The sequence below is a fragment of the Pseudomonas sp. Pmew2 genome, assembly GCF_058129885.1.
This window is the reverse complement of record NZ_JBYJZP010000004.1, coordinates 74,574-89,709: the sequence shown is the minus strand read 5'-3', so window position 1 is coordinate 89,709 and position 15,136 is coordinate 74,574. Positions and strand designations below refer to the sequence as shown.

At 57.8% G+C, this 15,136-nt stretch carries 13 protein-coding genes and 3 pseudogenes; 1 reads left to right on the top strand and 15 read right to left on the bottom strand.

The window, feature by feature from the left end; all coding sequences use genetic code 11:
* Positions 1 to 348: 348 nt before the first annotated feature.
* The 4 genes and pseudogenes from AC4ANK_RS29965 to AC4ANK_RS29950 all read right to left on the bottom strand — a co-directional run.
* Positions 349 to 546 carry a ribbon-helix-helix domain-containing protein gene (locus AC4ANK_RS29965; RefSeq protein WP_010209245.1) on the bottom strand — a complete coding sequence of 66 codons (198 nt, stop codon included), beginning with the start codon at positions 544 to 546 and terminating at the stop codon, positions 349 to 351.
* A gap of 219 nt (positions 547 to 765) precedes the next feature.
* Positions 766 to 1,194 (bottom strand): GntR family transcriptional regulator, encoded by a 429-nt coding sequence (locus tag AC4ANK_RS29960; protein ID WP_002556024.1) that lies wholly within the window; start codon positions 1,192 to 1,194, stop codon positions 766 to 768.
* A gap of 187 nt (positions 1,195 to 1,381) precedes the next feature.
* Positions 1,382 to 1,690, bottom strand: a pseudogene (locus tag AC4ANK_RS29955) (hypothetical protein); the annotation flags it as partial.
* A gap of 13 nt (positions 1,691 to 1,703) precedes the next feature.
* Positions 1,704 to 2,936, bottom strand: a pseudogene (locus tag AC4ANK_RS29950) (TraM recognition domain-containing protein); the annotation flags it as partial.
* Between the two features lie 346 nt (positions 2,937 to 3,282).
* On the opposite strand from AC4ANK_RS29950, the gene AC4ANK_RS29945 reads away from it, so the two are divergent.
* Positions 3,283 to 4,512, top strand: a complete 1,230-nt coding sequence (locus AC4ANK_RS29945; protein WP_460383867.1) for an IS91 family transposase — start codon at positions 3,283 to 3,285, stop codon at positions 4,510 to 4,512.
* A gap of 180 nt (positions 4,513 to 4,692) precedes the next feature.
* Here the strand turns inward: AC4ANK_RS29945 and AC4ANK_RS29940 are convergent.
* From AC4ANK_RS29940 to AC4ANK_RS29890, 11 genes and pseudogenes are all read right to left on the bottom strand, one after another.
* A pseudogene (locus AC4ANK_RS29940) lies at positions 4,693 to 5,757 on the bottom strand (F-type conjugative transfer protein TrbC); the annotation flags it as partial.
* Positions 5,744 to 6,526 (bottom strand): thioredoxin fold domain-containing protein, encoded by a 783-nt coding sequence (locus AC4ANK_RS29935; protein WP_460385301.1) that lies wholly within the window; start codon positions 6,524 to 6,526, stop codon positions 5,744 to 5,746. The gene AC4ANK_RS29935 and the pseudogene AC4ANK_RS29940, both read right to left, overlap by 14 nt.
* A complete protein-coding gene (locus tag AC4ANK_RS29930; RefSeq protein WP_460385300.1) occupies positions 6,477 to 6,785 on the bottom strand; it encodes a hypothetical protein in 309 nt (102 codons plus the stop codon). The genes AC4ANK_RS29935 and AC4ANK_RS29930 overlap by 50 nt, the downstream gene beginning before the upstream one ends.
* 85 nt (positions 6,786 to 6,870) lie before the next feature.
* The gene (locus AC4ANK_RS29925) at positions 6,871 to 8,070 is read right to left on the bottom strand and encodes a secretion/conjugation apparatus DotM-related subunit (protein WP_460385299.1); all 1,200 of its coding nucleotides are present in this window, start codon (positions 8,068 to 8,070) and stop codon (positions 6,871 to 6,873) included.
* A gap of 85 nt (positions 8,071 to 8,155) precedes the next feature.
* Entirely contained in the window at positions 8,156 to 8,965 is an 810-nt protein-coding gene (gene istB / locus AC4ANK_RS29920) for an IS21-like element ISPsy4 family helper ATPase IstB (RefSeq protein ID WP_005741073.1), read from the bottom strand.
* Positions 8,962 to 9,984, bottom strand: a complete 1,023-nt coding sequence (gene istA, locus AC4ANK_RS29915; RefSeq protein WP_002551322.1) for an IS21-like element ISPsy4 family transposase — start codon at positions 9,982 to 9,984, stop codon at positions 8,962 to 8,964. Before istA ends, istB begins: the two co-directional genes overlap by 4 nt.
* A gap of 146 nt (positions 9,985 to 10,130) precedes the next feature.
* Positions 10,131 to 10,790 (bottom strand): plasmid IncI1-type surface exclusion protein ExcA, encoded by a 660-nt coding sequence (excA, locus tag AC4ANK_RS29910; RefSeq protein ID WP_044424882.1) that lies wholly within the window; start codon positions 10,788 to 10,790, stop codon positions 10,131 to 10,133.
* Positions 10,777 to 12,921 (bottom strand): DotA/TraY family protein, encoded by a 2,145-nt coding sequence (locus AC4ANK_RS29905; RefSeq protein WP_060404099.1) that lies wholly within the window; start codon positions 12,919 to 12,921, stop codon positions 10,777 to 10,779. Before AC4ANK_RS29905 ends, excA begins: the two co-directional genes overlap by 14 nt.
* 130 nt (positions 12,922 to 13,051) lie before the next feature.
* Positions 13,052 to 13,630 carry a conjugal transfer protein TraX gene (traX, locus tag AC4ANK_RS29900; protein WP_053486700.1) on the bottom strand — a complete coding sequence of 193 codons (579 nt, stop codon included), beginning with the start codon at positions 13,628 to 13,630 and terminating at the stop codon, positions 13,052 to 13,054.
* Positions 13,620 to 14,834, bottom strand: a complete 1,215-nt coding sequence (traW, locus tag AC4ANK_RS29895; protein WP_460385298.1) for a conjugal transfer protein TraW — start codon at positions 14,832 to 14,834, stop codon at positions 13,620 to 13,622. The genes traX and traW overlap by 11 nt, the downstream gene beginning before the upstream one ends.
* Positions 14,835 to 14,876: 42 nt before the next feature.
* Positions 14,877 to 15,113: a hypothetical protein gene (locus AC4ANK_RS29890; protein WP_460385297.1), complete on the bottom strand. Its 237-nt coding sequence runs from the start codon at positions 15,111 to 15,113 to the stop codon at positions 14,877 to 14,879.
* Between the last annotated feature and the right edge of the window lie 23 nt (positions 15,114 to 15,136).

Sequence of the window (15,136 nt, the reverse complement as noted above, 5' to 3'; positions counted from 1 at the left end):
GCATCACCGCCTTGGCCAACGCGGTGAAAGGGTGTGACGCAAGGGGTCAACTGGGGGGGCAGGGTGCTGTCATCGAGGTCGCACAGCAGCTGAAAAATCTTTTCCATAAGTCCACCGTTCAGCGGTGAACTGAAGGCTTCACTTTTGACGGCTTGCACAAAGCCGCAGTGAACGCCATAATCAGCTCACGTTATGTGTGTTGAACAGGTTTCCGCCTTACGAAACGGCCTGTTCAAGTTTTTCCAAAAAGCCCGGTTACCAGCCGGGCTTTTTGGTTTCTGCAATTCTAGTTTCTACACGATTGAATTCTCTTAGGTTTCTGGCTGAGTACGCAGACCTTCTCACGCATCAATTGATGCTGTCACCCAGCCCGAGGCGGAACTGCGGGTGCTCGACACCTGCGTCCATCTCTTTCAGATATGCAAGCACTGCGTCACGGAGCTGTTTGGACACCGTCGTGCCGTTTGCGCGCATAGCGGCATCAAATCTTCGCTTATTTTTTTCGTCAAGTTTGAAGCTGACGACGCAGATCTTTTCGGATGTCATACATGTACGCCAAGGTAATACGGTCTGACTCAAGGCAAGAGGTTAGAAGTTCTACGGTAGTACGTCAAGCAATCCAAGCTGGTAAGTCTTGATGGCTGAAGGACTTAGCTTCAAAATGTCGGTCAAACTATAAGCCTCGAATTAACCGCTACACGGGTTGTCAATACCTGAATCCCACTTGCTGCAGAACAGCCAGGCCTGCAGCGACCGGCTGGAGCGTCAGCAAGGGGTAGGGCGCAGCCGGCCCAGGACGTGCAGAATTTCATTTTCAAAGGCCACTTTTGATTCGAGGTCGCCCAGCTGCGTATGGCGTTCTGCAACGCACCTCAGCAAGCCAGGCAGGTGGCCGCACTGGGGCAGCTCATGGCCGTTCGTGACCCGATAGCTTTTGTGATACTCCGTCGCGATGTAACCCTGCGTCTCCAATGACCGCAGGGCTTCGCGCACCGGCATCCGGCTGACCTGGAAGGCATTGGCAATGGCTTGCTGCGTAAGCCGTTCACCCGGTTCAAGTCGTCCATCCATGATGGCTTCGCGAAGCACTTCTTCAATGGTCTCGCGGGGCAGCGCTATTGGCTGTGCCAAGCCATAGGCCAGGTGTTCAAGCACCTGCTGAGCGTGCAGTTTTTGCGTTCTGTGGTTAATCATGTCCTTCACCTATTTAACGAATGCGTACTGCCCCCGGCGCTGTAGAGCTGGGCTCAGCGCTGCACATGATTGACGGGGTTGTGATGTGTATCAGGAACCGCTTGAGAGCCCCGAGGACCTGGATGCGCTCCTGACCGGGCTGGAGTTGGGGTGACGGAATTTTCTGGGGTTTCCCCCCTTAAGGTGTCTACTTGTCGCCGGCGACCCTGCTGGACTCAAACGAAGCGCTGTTATCTGCGGTGTAAACATCCCAAGGGACTTTCACCCCGTTGACCAGAAAGCCCCAGTCACAGGATTTAGGGCAGGTGATGAACAGGGTGTAAGCACCGCCAGCTGCCACCTGGTCGATACGGTGATACTCACCAGGACGCAGCGCTGCGCAGGTGCCTGTTCTGCGCTCGATACGCTCAGTGACCTGCCCATGGGTATTGATCATGATCAGACGCAGCTCGACGTACCCACCCTGCAGGATGATCGTGCGGGCGTGCCAAGGGTGCCCTTGCGGTCTATTAATCCCAGTCGAACGGCGCCGGCGAATAAGATCCGTCGTCGAAACAGGGCGGTGACTGGTCGTGGCGTGGTGGAACAGGCGTTGTGGCTCTAGGTGCAGGCGCCTTGCCCTTCACTTTCGGCACTCTGGCCGGATCGATGTGCTGCGCCTGGTAGGTCTGCAACCGCTTGCTGCCGACGGTCAGGTCCAGCGCCGTGGACGATTGCGCCACGTAGCCGCTTCCGCGCTTGGGCACATGCTCCAGCGCTGTGTGCCATAACAAGGTGCTGCGCACTGCCGCTCCAGGACGGCGACGCCAGATCAGCCGCCACTCTTCTCCCAGCTCGTTCAAGACGACCAACGTCGGATCTGTCAGCACCAGGTTTTCAAGGTCTGAACGACCAGGCTTCATCGCCAGGTGGTACAGGATCTGCTGCACGCGGTCCGCGCGCGGATAGCTGCGCCGAATGCGGGCAGGCGCACCGGCCAACAAGGTGTCCAGCGCTGGCGGGGCCACCTCGATGAAGCGGTTGATCCGGATCGCTTCCTTGGACAGCTTGTCAGCATCGTGAATGTACAAGGAGCTGCCGCGAATCACTTGTCCGTTGAACAGCGTGATGTTTTCCCCCTCCTTGAGCTGCTGCACTTCCTCGACGCTGACTTTCTTCTCATCTTTCAGGCTCAGTGTGTCTGCTTCCTCCCAGCTGGCCCCCATTATTCCGGCCTGACGCACCATACCGCTCATCACTGGCAGGTACTCGGTACCGGCCATCAACTGCAGTATTTCGAGAGTGTCCTTGGGGTCCATGATCTTGCCGGTGATTCGGACCCCCATGTTCCCGATCAGCGTCCACACCTTGTCGCCGGCCGCCGACTTGAGACGCTGCGCCTCTTGACTGGCCAGGAGCAGGCAAAACCCCAGGGAACGTACCTGCGTGGCCAGCTCGCCGAGCTTTTCGGTGTAGTAGGCCCCGACCTCGTCGCAGATCCACAAGAACGGAAAGCGGTCCTTGTACTTGCGGATCACCAGGATGTCTTCGGGTTTGCCCTCCAGTTTCTCCCCCAGATCCTGGCTCAGGATCATGGCTAGCTGCGACACGTACAGACGCCCAAGAGTCGCGGCCTCGGTCGAGGAAATTTCCAGCGCAGGAATCAGGACCACCAGGATGCGATCGTTATGCACCACGTCCTTGAGGTCTATGTCGCCGGCGTCACGGGCAAACACATGGCCGTAGGTGTCATTGAACTGGGCAGCCTGCGGCTGCAAATTGTGGGATTTTGAAATCGGTTATCATAGCCGAAATCGAGTCGATCCCTCCTCAGCACAGGCTTACACATGGCGTCAGAGACCAAAAAACGTAAACGGGCGAGCCGGGCAAAAGCCAAGGCAAAGCAGACCCGTCTCCAACGCGCCGGGCATACTACCTTCGTGCCCGATACCGACTTTTCCTTCGATATCGATCCTTTCGGTGATGTCGATCTTTGTAGTTGCTGCCAGACAACGTATCTGAACGACAGGTTTCCCGACGCTTCTTGCGTAAGCGTTTAGATGAGAGAAGGGCCAGGCGGATTCGCCATCACCGCCGTCATTCACCACGATGAGGAGCCGCCCTGCTGACGTGGCCTCTGCACCGCCTGCTTACAAACCTCGACCGCTCAAAAACCTCTTCACGGCCAACGGCTGCTGGGCAGATTTGCTGGAAGCCGGCGGTCTGCGCCAAATCGAAGTGGAGTCGATCAGCAAAATGCTCGCCTGCGGCACCTCGATACTGGGCGTCAAACACTACACCTGTGGCAATGAGCATTGCCCACACGTCAAATACCTGTGCAACACCTGCCATTGCCGGGCCTGTCCTTCCTGCGGCAAAAAGGCCACCGACCAGTGGATCGCCGTGCAAAACAACCGTCTGCCCGACTGCCCCTGGCAGCATCTGGTGTTCACGCTGCCCGACACGCTGTGGTCCCTGTTCTTCTACAACCGCTGGCTGCTCGATGCGCTGTTTCGTCTGGCGGCCGATAACCTGATCTACACCGCCAAGCGGCGCGGTTTGCGCGTCGGGATTTTCGGTGCGCTGCACACCTATGGCCGGCGGCTCAACTGGCATCCCCACGTCCACCTGTCGGTGACCGCGGGCGGCCTGGATGAGCAGGGCGTCTGGAAAAATCTGTCGTTCCACAAAGAGGCCCTGCGGCGGCGCTGGATGTGGCTGGTGCGCGATTACCTGCTGGGACAGCCGCTTTCGCAACTGACGATGCCGCCGCAGCTGGCCCACATCCACTGTGAAAGCGACTGGCGCCGTTTGATACTGACCGCTGGTGGCCAGCACTGGCACATCCACTTGTCGAAGAAGACGGAAAACGGCCGAAAGACCGTCAATTACCTGGGCCGCTACCTGAAAAAACCGCCGATCTCGGGCAGTCGTCTGGCGCATTACACCTGCGGGGCCACGTTGAGCTTTACCTACCTGGATCACCGCACGCAGACCTATCAGCAGGAAACGCTGAGCCAGGCCGACATGCTGCGCCGGGTGGTGCAGCACATCCCGGAAAAGCATTTCCGGATGATCCGGTATTTTGGTTTTCTGGCCAATCGGGTGTGTGGGAAATACCTGCCGAAGGTCTATGAAGCATTGAAGATGGCGACGCCAGGACCGACACCGAAGCTGTATTTTGTGCAGATGGCCAAAGCCTTTCTAAACGTCGATCCGTTCCGCTGCGTGCTGTGTGGCGCGCGGATGGTCTACACGGCGGCAATCAGCGGGCTGACGGTGCAGGGACTGGTCCTCAACGCTCAGGCAATCGCGCAGATGAGGTACGTGAAGCCCTGACAGGGGGAAGGTGCGTCCGCACCTAGGCTCAGCGGTAAAATAACCTGCACAAATTCGGATTGATAGGGATTTTCACTGCATAAGTAACGCATCAGCGTCTTCCTACGCATCGCTATGAAGGCATGACGCCTCCTTCACAGCGTCAGGTTCATGCATAGGCATTTTGAAATTCCTATGCATGAACAAGGCCAGCATGCGGGTGAACTGCTGGATCAGAAAACCATACTGATCCAACGCAGTGGTCGCCCATTCCTCCGGCGAATCCACCTTGGCCAGGTCAAAACCGGACAATGTGCCCAGGTAGTTTTTCAGGGGTAACTGGGCGTCTTCATGCCATTGCTGTTCCACCGACTGGATGTAGAGCTTGGCAATGGCCCGCAACGGCAAATGCGCCTGGATAGTGCGCTGGGACATGACCGTGCCTTCACGTCGGCACTTGTACACCAGGGAGAACACCAAAGCCTGAATCATGGCACGGGCTTTCTCTTGCCAGCCCGCATCGTTGCCCGCAGGAGGCAACATCGAATCCATCAGGTTGATGATGTAGGTTTCCTGAGCAATACCAAACGCGTTGACGGTATTGGTCTGCCCTCTGCTTTTGTTGTCCTCCAGCAGTTCCTGCGCCCTAGAGCGGCCCCCGGTGATGAAGTTCATCATCCGAACGTCGTCTTCACGGCCAAAGCGCCGGGCCAGGGACACGATCGCGGCGGCCACATCATTTTGGGCCTTGCCGTCCGAATAGATCAGGCCCTTTCCATAGCCCAGCTGGCCCAACACGTACCCCAGCAGTGCTTCGGTTTTGCCGGCACCGGTTGTACCGAACATCAGAATATGGCGGGTCATGTCATCCAGCGACAGCCACAGTTCACGCCCGGCGTCCCGACCGCGCAGGTACCCCATGTACAGGATGCCCGCTGCCTTGAGCATCACCGTGCGCATGGCCGTGACCGGCAAGAAACCCAGCAGCTTGCCCGTCACCTGGCGCTGCGTCGAAGGGTCGGGACGGCCCATGTCTGAAGGCATGCGCATGGGCATCTGCCAGGGTTCGAGCAGCATGACAGGTGACCAAACCAGCAAGGCCGGCAGACTGAGCCACAGGCTAACCGGGTACAGGACGCCTCCCACCACAGACCCGGCAAGGCCCAGCGTCAGACTACCGGGGCCCATCAACCACTCAGCCAGGGCCGAGTGGTAAACCCGCCGATTTAGGCGCGTGCGCTCGACGGCGTAGTCATTGGGGCGCATCCGACACCTCCTGAACCTGGCGGGCAGGTCGCTCATCTAGGAAGGCTTTGAGCCTGATCGGATCACGCAACAACGCCTGCGGCACATAGCGCCCATCGTCGCTGATCACCCAAGGCGTGCCCGGTATGCGATACGCCTGATAGGCCGTCTGGTTGATCCCCAAGGCCTTTTCTGCCACATCGCACGTGCCTGCTGGTTGCGCCGCTTTCAACTCCACCCCTTCCGACGCCGGCTTTAACTGGGGTTTCCCAAGGTTCACACCCTCAGGGGCTGCATCAAACAGGCGATCCCACGCGGCTTTGCGTTGCTCAGGCGGCAAGCACAGCACTGGCGTGATGGCGGCTATCGACTTCTCCTTGCCGATCACCGGCACAGGAAACACCACCACGTTGAAGGCGTCGGAGAGCGTATTGAGGGACGATTCCAGACGCTGGCAGTTCGGACAGCCAGGGTCCGAAAAGACATACAGCGTGCGCGCGTGACCGCTGGAATAGTCAACGGTGAACAGCTTGCGCTCCGCAGCGTTGTGCAGCTTTTGAGGGAGTGTGGCCCGAACCTCCCTGGGCAATGTCCAGCCATCGTCAGGTGCCACGTCTGCAGCGGACTGGCGTGGCTCAGAAGCGATCGGCGCCGGCGCGCTGCGCTTGGCCAGGTCCGGCTTGGGGGCGCTCGGGACTGAGGGCGTGATGACCTGCGCCGCCGGCATTGCAACAGGCCATTCAAGCGCTCGGCCAAGCCATAGGGCACCGCTGGGTCTTGCGTCGTCCATGACGCAGCAAAGCCCGCGACAGTGCGGTCAGTAGCTCATGGGTTTCGTCACTGTCATGGGTTTCAAGAGAGAATTCAAAACCCTGAACATCGCGGCAGACCACACCGTCATTGCTCAGATAAAACGAGTGCTGATGGCGAAGGTCCAGGGTGCAAATCGTGCGTGTCACGATGCCTTCTTCCTGATCTGCCTGATAGACAACCAGCTGATCGCCTTGGATGTCCACCGAAAACGGGGCGCGCAAAGATGCCGAGGCCATGGGTTTTCCTCTGATAGAAGATGAATTCAATTGAATGGAACAGTGCCAGAAAGGGGATATGAAGGGCGCGGCGAGACGTAGCGCTTCAGGCTGGCTCAGTTAACTCAGTAGGCTGCACGGCATACACCGCCGTCATGACAGGAAGGTCAGAGGCCTCCCGGCGTTTAGGCGTGATGACATGTCGCGCAAATACCAGACCGATGCTTTCCAACTCGGCCTGCAAGCCATCGATGGCCTGGGTCACCATCAACCCAGGACGTGGCAGCCCCAGCTTACTGGCATGGACTTCTGCCCGCGCCTGAGCCTGAACACCAGCGCCTTCCACAAACACCTTGGCCGTGTCGGCACTGTGCAGGGCATACCACAAAGTACGGTTAACCCCCTTGAGCCAGCGAAAGCGCGCCGGCGCCAAGCGCAGATCGCGGCCATACAGTGCCACCAGCGCGGTGCGCATCGATCTATGGCTTTGTAGCCACTCACTGACGCCCTGTGCTTTTGCAACGCGATCAAACCCCGCGTCGGCCAAGCCGTACAGCGGCGTCAACGAGAAGGTCTTGCGCCGCAACAAGCCTTTGATCATGCAGGAACGGTTCAGGTCATCGAGCAACCGGGTCGCCGCCTTGCGGTCATTGAGGAAAACCTGCAGACCGAATACGGCCAGCAAGGCCCGTTCATAGGGCGTCAAGTCCAGAAGTCCATTATGGACATCTCCGACTTGCTCCTCGAACACCGCACGAGCAGCCTCTCGATCCAGCACTTTGCGCTGCACCAGGTTGTAACGTTCGGCAAACTCCTCGGGCTTGAGCGCCCAGGCATTACTGGAGGAGGTATCGTTCATCAGGCCATCGGGACCGGACGCGGCCAACACCGGGATGACCGAGGGTGCGAAACGACTCACCAGGCCAGGCAGCGTGTGAATGTTCACCAGGCGTTTGCTGCGAAACGGCAGTACCGGATGCTGCGCCAGCCCCCAACTGCTCACAATCACCAGCGGTATCAGGAACAGCAGCAGAATCCCACTGGTAGCGTTCATCACCTCAAGCCACTCATCCAGCGTCACGGCCTTGGCGTGGTTGGCCACGTCGGCCAGCAGGTTGATCTTGCCACCGGCCCAGACATGGATGAAGGGAAAATCCACCATTTTCCATAACCAATAAAGCGTCCAGGTGGTCCAGTACACGAAGATATCGAAGAACATCCAGCACAACAGGACGGCTGCACAAAGCGCCAATAACATCTGCGCTTGCTCGCCCTCCCATGCACCTTGGGATTGTCGATTTTGCATTGCGATGCCCCACAAATAGTCGCACCGCCCGAATTGGTGTCAACGCCAACTAAAAAGTGACCCCCTTCCGTGCTAAATCGCCAACTTAGTTTTGACCCCCCTCGGGTTCATATTTTCGAGCCGGTTCGGCCCGAGAAGATTTGGTTCCTGCTTTGCGCTTGTCCTTGAGTCGATAGCTTTCACCTGTCATCTGCACGATATGGGCATGATGTAACAGCCTGTCCAGCATGGCCGCTGTCAGTGTTTGATCATCCGCAAAGGTTCCGGCCCACTGGGTAAACGGCAAGTTACTCGTGAGGATCAGGCTGCCTTGCTCGTAGCGCTTGGCGACAACATTGAAGAACAGGTTGGCTTCATCACGACCAAACGGCAGGTAGCCGATTTCATCGATGACCAACAACCCGGGGGCCATCACCACACGACTGAAGTATTCCTTGAGCCGTTCCTGGCGGTGCGCAGCGGTCAGTTGCAGCATCAAGTCAGCCGCCGTGACGAAGCGGGTTTTGATACCGGCCATCACTGCCCGGTAGGCCAGGGCGATAGCCAGGTGGCTCTTGCCTACACCACTAGGCCCCAGGAACACGATGTTCTCGGCACGCCCAACAAAACTCAATGCTGCCAGCTCCTGGAGCTGTGCCCGGGGGACGCCGGTGGCAAACGCGAAGTCGTATTGCTCCAGCGTTTTCACGGCGGGCAGCGCGGCAGTTTTCAGCAGGGCCTGTCGAGAGCGTTCACTTCGGGCATCGGTCTCGGCAGCCAGCAGCTTTTCGAGGAAGTCGGCAAAGCTGTCTTCGCCGCTTGCTGCTTGTTGGGCAAGGTGCGGCCAGTCCACCCCGACGCGCTCAAGCTTTAGCCCCTTGCATAGTTCTGTCAGGCGAGCATGTTGAAGGTTCATGCTCTCACCTCCAGCAGTTGCTCATAAACCGACAGCGGATGCTGCAAGCTCTCGTACGGCAGGACCCGTCCCAGGCGTAGGCCTTGGGCGGGTTGTGGGCGCAGGCTCTGTGTTGGCAGTGGTAATAGTACCTGCTGCTCTTGGGCCAGACGTACCGCCGGTTGAACACCCGTCGTGCCGTGAATCCGCTGATGAGCGACTTCGTCGAGCCATTGGCCGATATGTGCGTTGGCCGTCACCACATCCAGCGTCAGACCCGCACTCTTGAGCGTAGCGGCCAACGGGGTAATGAAACTGCCCTTCAGATACCCGTTGAAGCGCTCAACCTTGCCCTTGGTCTGGGCACGGTAAGGGCGGCAGACCTTGGGAATAAAACCAAACTCATCGGCCAGCGCAGCCAATCGGGGATGCCAACGGTGCTGGCCCTCCCCAAAAGCATCTCGCTCGGTGATGATGGTTCCGGCGTTATCAAACAATGCCTGCTCGGGCACGCCGCCAAAGTAAGCGAACGCCTCCCGAAGCCCTGTCAGCCAGGCTTCGCTGTCCTCTCGCTCGGAGAAACGGACAAAGCTTGCTCGACTAAAACCAAGTGTCGCCACGAACGCCTTAAGCGGCTGACGGCCTCGTCGAATGGTGGTGAAGTCCACCTGTATCTGCTTGCCGGGCAGTGTCTCGAAACGTACCACCGGCTCTTCTGCCTTACGTTTGAAGGGGCGAATATAAGCCTTCAGACGACTGACGCCGCCGCTGTACCCCAATGCCGTGATCTCACGCAGCAGGACGGTCGCCGGAATCCAGTGTGGGCGCGCCGCCTCAATACGCTCGTGCAGGTAGTCCTTGAAGGGGTCGATTTTGCACGGACGTGCGGGTCTCACCTTGTCACTGGGTAGCGACCGGGCCTTTCGCAGGTACTTGCGCACGGTGTTACGCGAAATACCCAGCTCACGGGCGATGAATTTGATGCCATGGCCCTGACGGGCCAACACTTTAATTTCCACAGACTGCTCCTGGGTCAACATATTGGCAGCTCAAAGCCGCCAGTTTTACCCAGGGGGGTCAATTCTAGGTTGGCGTTAGGGGGTCATTTTTACAGTGGCGGTGACAAATTGGGCGGTGTGAGAAAAAGGTAAAGCGCGTCGGGAACAGCTGCGGAGGGGTTATGGCTTCACGCCAGGCGTGGGATCTGCACGTTCAGATCACGTTCAAGCGCTTCGAGGCGGTGATGCACATGCTGTTTGAATGCCTGGGCATTGGTGTATTGCTTTTGTCGCATGACTCCGATGGTGTCATACCAACGCTCTGCCCAAGGGCAGAAAATCTCAAGACGCGGCAGGTCAGTAAATTGCGTGAAGAGGCGAAAAATGTTGGTGCCTTCGACTTCGCATTTGGTCCAGTCATTCATGGTCAAGGCCACCACATCCACCTGCCCCTTTCGGATCCTGTGCACATACAGAATGGTGCCGTTTCGGGTATCGATACCCAAATACTTGCCGGCCCCTTGCTGGTAAATTTCATACCCTTCATCAGGGGAAAAATAGGCTGGGTCGCGCAGGGCTGCTGTGATGCTTTTCAACGTCCGTTTGCGGCTGCGTATTCCGTAAGCGAATATTCCAACCGACAAGAGTATTGCTGCCCAAATGAGGGCAGTCCCTAGTTCATCACCTGGCAGCCGATGATTAGTTCTAGAGGACGTTGTCATGGCCAGCATTGCTACACCAAAAAATAGTAAGAACGGGAAAGCAAATAGCATGTAGAGGGTTCTTACGATTCCCAACCACGCTTCTCCCGGCGTTTTCAGGCGTTGAATTGGCTTACTGAATGCCATCACCATTACCTCCCTCACTCGGCTTGTTAGTTTGCATTTTGATTCCTGGAGCGCGCTGCGCCCCGGTTCCAGCGGCACCAAACATGCCTTTCATATTGTCTACCATACCGCCCATGAGGTTAGCACCTTCGCGACCGCCCAGGAACGAAATCACATAATCAGCCAAAGACGCCTGAAGTCCAAAAAGACGCGTCACACCAAAGGTCGCAATACGGGCATAGATCATCAGCCAGCCTATTGCTTTGAAAATGCCTACCATGGAATCCGCATTGGCATTAGCAAGCGCTGAAGCAAACAGGAGGTTCAGGATCGTCCCGCCGGCCACCACTGTCACAGATGCAAAGAAGAACCCCAATACCATCAGCGAAGGCCGCAGCATCATGTCGATGAGGAATATATAGCCATAGGCACTACGGCTGCCTTTGTCTTCCTCTGCACCCAGGTGCGTTGCGGCCCACATCGGGCCAGCGGCGCACCCTACCAGTACGCTGACCAGCCAGTTGAATACACCCATCATCCAGAACAAGAAGGGTACCGCTGGCAGGAAAACGGCCAACGAGAACCCGATGGCCATCAGCGCGAACATCAAAAAGAAGAAAATGGGCGCAAGGGAATTTAATACGTCTTTCGCCACAGCCCCCCCATTAATGGCAAAAATACCTCCAAGTTTACCCAGTATTGAGTTGCTGGTTGCCGAGGCTGCGCCCACGGCGACTGCATAGACGGTTGTTAAGGTAGCCGTTACATCTAATGTTACGTCACCTACCTGTTGCATCTTAATCAGCGGGTTTACCTGATTGGAAAAACTGGCATCTGTTCCAATTTCCCAAGTTGCTATTGAGCTAATCGCTTTCTGCATCGGTTTGTTGAAAAAGCCCACGAACACAGAGTCTGGATCTGCCGCCGTAGCAGCGGCTCCATCATCCTTGGCAATCTGCGTCCCCAGTGGAGGCGTGTACGTGCTGTTCTGCACTTGCGCTTTGTAGGCCGCGAACACCTCGTTATACAAATCGCCAGTACCGTGTTCGCCCATGTTGCTCATACCGGTCACGACCGGTGTTGCCTTGGCCACGTCGTTGGTCTTGTTATTAGCTGTGGCAAAGGTGTGGTACCAGCTGCCCAGTGCCACCCAACCACTACTTTTGAGCTGGCTCGATAGCTGGCTCTGTAGCGTGTCTTTGAAGTCGATCTTGTTAATGGCCAGGTTCACCGTATTTTCATACGCCGCCGCTGCATTCTGGATCTGCGTTTCGACGTTCTGGAAGCTGCCTACATCCTGGTCACGCTTGCTCAGGTAGGTGTCTACGAACGCCTGTGCCGCTTGATCCAGGGTGCTCTGCATGGTGTCTAGCGCTTGGTGCTGCGCCGTGATCACCCCACTCGTGTCTACGTCACTGTCAAACAGCAGGTTCCAGGTCCCGGTCCGGCCCGTATTGGGTGTTTCGGCAGAACCACAGACCGCGCTGCCGTTGCCGGTGTCGTATTGGCCGTTGCCCCCCTTGGTGGTCATCAATGGCGTGTTGGCCACACCATCCGCATACAGCGACTCCAGCTCACTGTTGATCGCGTATTTGCACAGGTTCATTTCAAAGATGCCCCGCGCCGCGCTTCGGGTTGAAGGAGCCGTGGGTTGCGTCACCATCGAGTAGCCGCTGTCCATCATGTCCACGGCCTTGTCGGTCAGCAGATTGGCGCTGCCAATTCCCATTACCGAGGTGGCCCACAACATAGTGAGCTGGGCCAACGACCAGCCTGACTGAGTGGGTACGATTGTGATGAACCCTGCAAACGTCATGATCGGGTACAGGGCTGAACGACCGCCGTTGAATACCTGTCCCTGATGGCCGGCCTTCACAATGGTTTTCACCGTGATGGTCAAGAACCAGAACATGGCCAACACGCCCAAAAATCCATTAATGATTGCGAACAGCGACCCAATCAATGTGGGTTCTGAAGGTGCGAAGGGATCGACGACGACCTGGCCGAAGATCATCACCAGCGCCTGCCGGGAAAGGTCGTTGGTTTTTTGGGCCGCCGCGCTGATAGTCTGATAATCCACACTGTCGGCCAGTGCCGGCAGGGAGACAAGCAGCAACAGTCCCACCCACCCGAGTCTATTGGTAAGTTTCATAGCGTTTTACCGTGTGATATTCCGGACCAGGAGAGGAGCCGTACTGATGAAACAGAAAAAAAGCCGCACGCCAAAGCGCAAGCCGACCCAGAGCAAGAAGGTAGGGGTTTCCCTTACCTATTGGGGTGAATCACGTCCTCGCTCTCAGGGTTATGACTTGACGCACCCACCGGTTCTGAGCCCGGAAGTCCCTGAACGTGCCCCCTTCGCTCTCGCTGACGCGCCTCGTTTGCAGCTGCCATAGGCGGTAGGTGGCAATCAAGGCTTTGACGAACCCTGCTGCGCTCAAGCTGGCCAGCACCAGGGTTGTCTGCACCGCACGCAACAGGGTGCTGCCGGGAAGCCCTTGAACGAGCAAGACCATGGCCAGCAGCACGATTGCCAGACCGCCTGCGCTCATCATCAGGAACCACCAGCCAACCTGAATGCGCCTGAAATTGGTATGCAGCTGCTCCGGTGTCTTGCCGGACAGCGCTACGGCACGACTCCAGTCCAATGACTCAGCCGGCGTTTTTTCTCTATTGAGTAGAGTCCACGCCTGTTGAAGCCGGCCTACACCGGGTTTAACACCTCGGCGATAAAGCACTGCCAGGTCCGAAAATGGGTTGAGAATGGACAGGCCGACACTGCCCGCTTGCCTTAACGGGGTACGGGGCTTTTTGTCCTCCTGTGCGGCTCCTGACTCAGTCTGCGATTGATCAGTTTTCATGTGCGGTCACCCCCGAACTCATTTTTGCTCCCAGTTCCTGAAGCTGCGGAACGTATTTGGCGTCTGCCGCCAGGGCCAGTTGCTGGCCGGCAATGATGTTGGCCTGACGTTGGTCGTTTTTGAGTCCCAACTGCAGCCAGTTGCCCAGGCTCTGCACGCGCACCAATTCACGCATCAGGTTGTCTCCGCTCAGGGCCTGAAGGTCGGTTTCATAGGCGGTATTGGCATAGCGCCTGCCCACCTCGAAAGCCTCGAGCTCGCGCTCGCTCATCACCCCGGTGCGTTGTGCTTGCTGGCTGCCCGTTGAAGCGAAGTACTCCGCCGCTGACGGATTCTGTAGCGCCTCTTGCAATGCCTCCTGCGTGGCCGGATTGGCCTGGCTGGCGGCGATGATGTCCAGCTGCGGTTGAGTCGCGGCGCTCTGAATCGCCTTGTACTGGGTCATCAGCCCCTGATACTCACGTCCCGTGGCCGACTGGATATCGCCCTTGCCCGGTGCCCGCCCCCCGTCATGGCGTGCCGAGTTTTTCATGTACGCCATGCCCGCATCGACTTGATCCTGATTGAACGTCAGGTCGGGGGTCTTGCCCACGGCTCCCGCCCCGTCGATCAACGAGCGCATTTCGATGTCGCCCCCAGGCAAGCTTGAGACCTGCGGGCACAGATCAGTACCGCCGTACTGGGCCGATTCGCTTTGTGTGCAGTACTGCGCGTGCATGGCGGCACTGCGATAGCCACCCTGACGCGAGGCCACGGGCTCGGAAGCGATGGTCTTCTGCACCACAGCACTGCCGACGCCTGCCCCGCTGGCCAGCACCGCCGTTTGCGCACGGCTCACCTTCCCCACCGTGGCCGCGACCCCAGAGGCCGACTCGCTGCAGATGCTGTCAGCGACCGAGTACTGTTCTCGGGCACGCTCCAGGCGCTCGGTCTGACGGCCAAAAATATCGGCCTCGCGCTGGGCACGTGCGGCCTCAGAAATAACCGCGACTTGCTTGTCACTGGCCTGCACGATGGCCGTGCCGATTTGTGTCTCAGTGGTCAGGATTTCCGCCAGGGTAGCTTGAAGGCCGCCCATGGCCGGCATCACCTGCGTTTCAATAGGAACACTGCCCGTGACGGCCACCGGCTGGACGTACGCCAGGACCTGTTGGGTTTGCAGTACCCCCACGGCTATCGCCGTTAATGCATAGCGCTTTTTCACTATAACTTCCTCAAATCTCGTAGCCGGGACTGACATTTCCTATCAGTTCGCAAGGCGCACCAGGTTCTCCGAGACCGTATCCGCCAGCTCGGTGTCAAGGTGTTCGCGCATGAACTGGATGACCTTATCCGTAGCGCCGATCCGAATACCGTTTGACCGGCCAACGACCAGCAACCGATTGTGCTTTGCCATCCAGGTGGCCAGCTCCGCCAAAGCCTGTAATTGGGCCTGGCTCGCTTCGCGCTCAGCGTCGTGCAGGGAATCATTTTCGTTATTCATGGAATGTGCTCTCCGTTTATTGG

Coding starts and splice junctions, on each gene's coding strand:
- AC4ANK_RS29930 (WP_460385300.1), bottom strand. CDS start 6,785: ATGGCCTCGGCATCTTTGCGCGCCCCGTTTTCGGTGGACATCCAAGGC.
- AC4ANK_RS29965 (WP_010209245.1), bottom strand. CDS start 546: ATGACATCCGAAAAGATCTGCGTCGTCAGCTTCAAACTTGACGAAAAA.
- AC4ANK_RS29945 (WP_460383867.1), top strand. CDS start 3,283: ATGAGGAGCCGCCCTGCTGACGTGGCCTCTGCACCGCCTGCTTACAAA.
- AC4ANK_RS29960 (WP_002556024.1), bottom strand. CDS start 1,194: ATGATTAACCACAGAACGCAAAAACTGCACGCTCAGCAGGTGCTTGAA.
- AC4ANK_RS29890 (WP_460385297.1), bottom strand. CDS start 15,113: ATGAATAACGAAAATGATTCCCTGCACGACGCTGAGCGCGAAGCGAGC.
- excA (WP_044424882.1), bottom strand. CDS start 10,790: ATGGCATTCAGTAAGCCAATTCAACGCCTGAAAACGCCGGGAGAAGCG.
- AC4ANK_RS29905 (WP_060404099.1), bottom strand. CDS start 12,921: ATGAAACTTACCAATAGACTCGGGTGGGTGGGACTGTTGCTGCTTGTC.
- istA (WP_002551322.1), bottom strand. CDS start 9,984: ATGTTGACCCAGGAGCAGTCTGTGGAAATTAAAGTGTTGGCCCGTCAG.
- traX (WP_053486700.1), bottom strand. CDS start 13,630: ATGAAAACTGATCAATCGCAGACTGAGTCAGGAGCCGCACAGGAGGAC.
- AC4ANK_RS29925 (WP_460385299.1), bottom strand. CDS start 8,070: ATGCAAAATCGACAATCCCAAGGTGCATGGGAGGGCGAGCAAGCGCAG.
- AC4ANK_RS29935 (WP_460385301.1), bottom strand. CDS start 6,526: ATGGACGACGCAAGACCCAGCGGTGCCCTATGGCTTGGCCGAGCGCTT.
- istB (WP_005741073.1), bottom strand. CDS start 8,965: ATGAACCTTCAACATGCTCGCCTGACAGAACTATGCAAGGGGCTAAAG.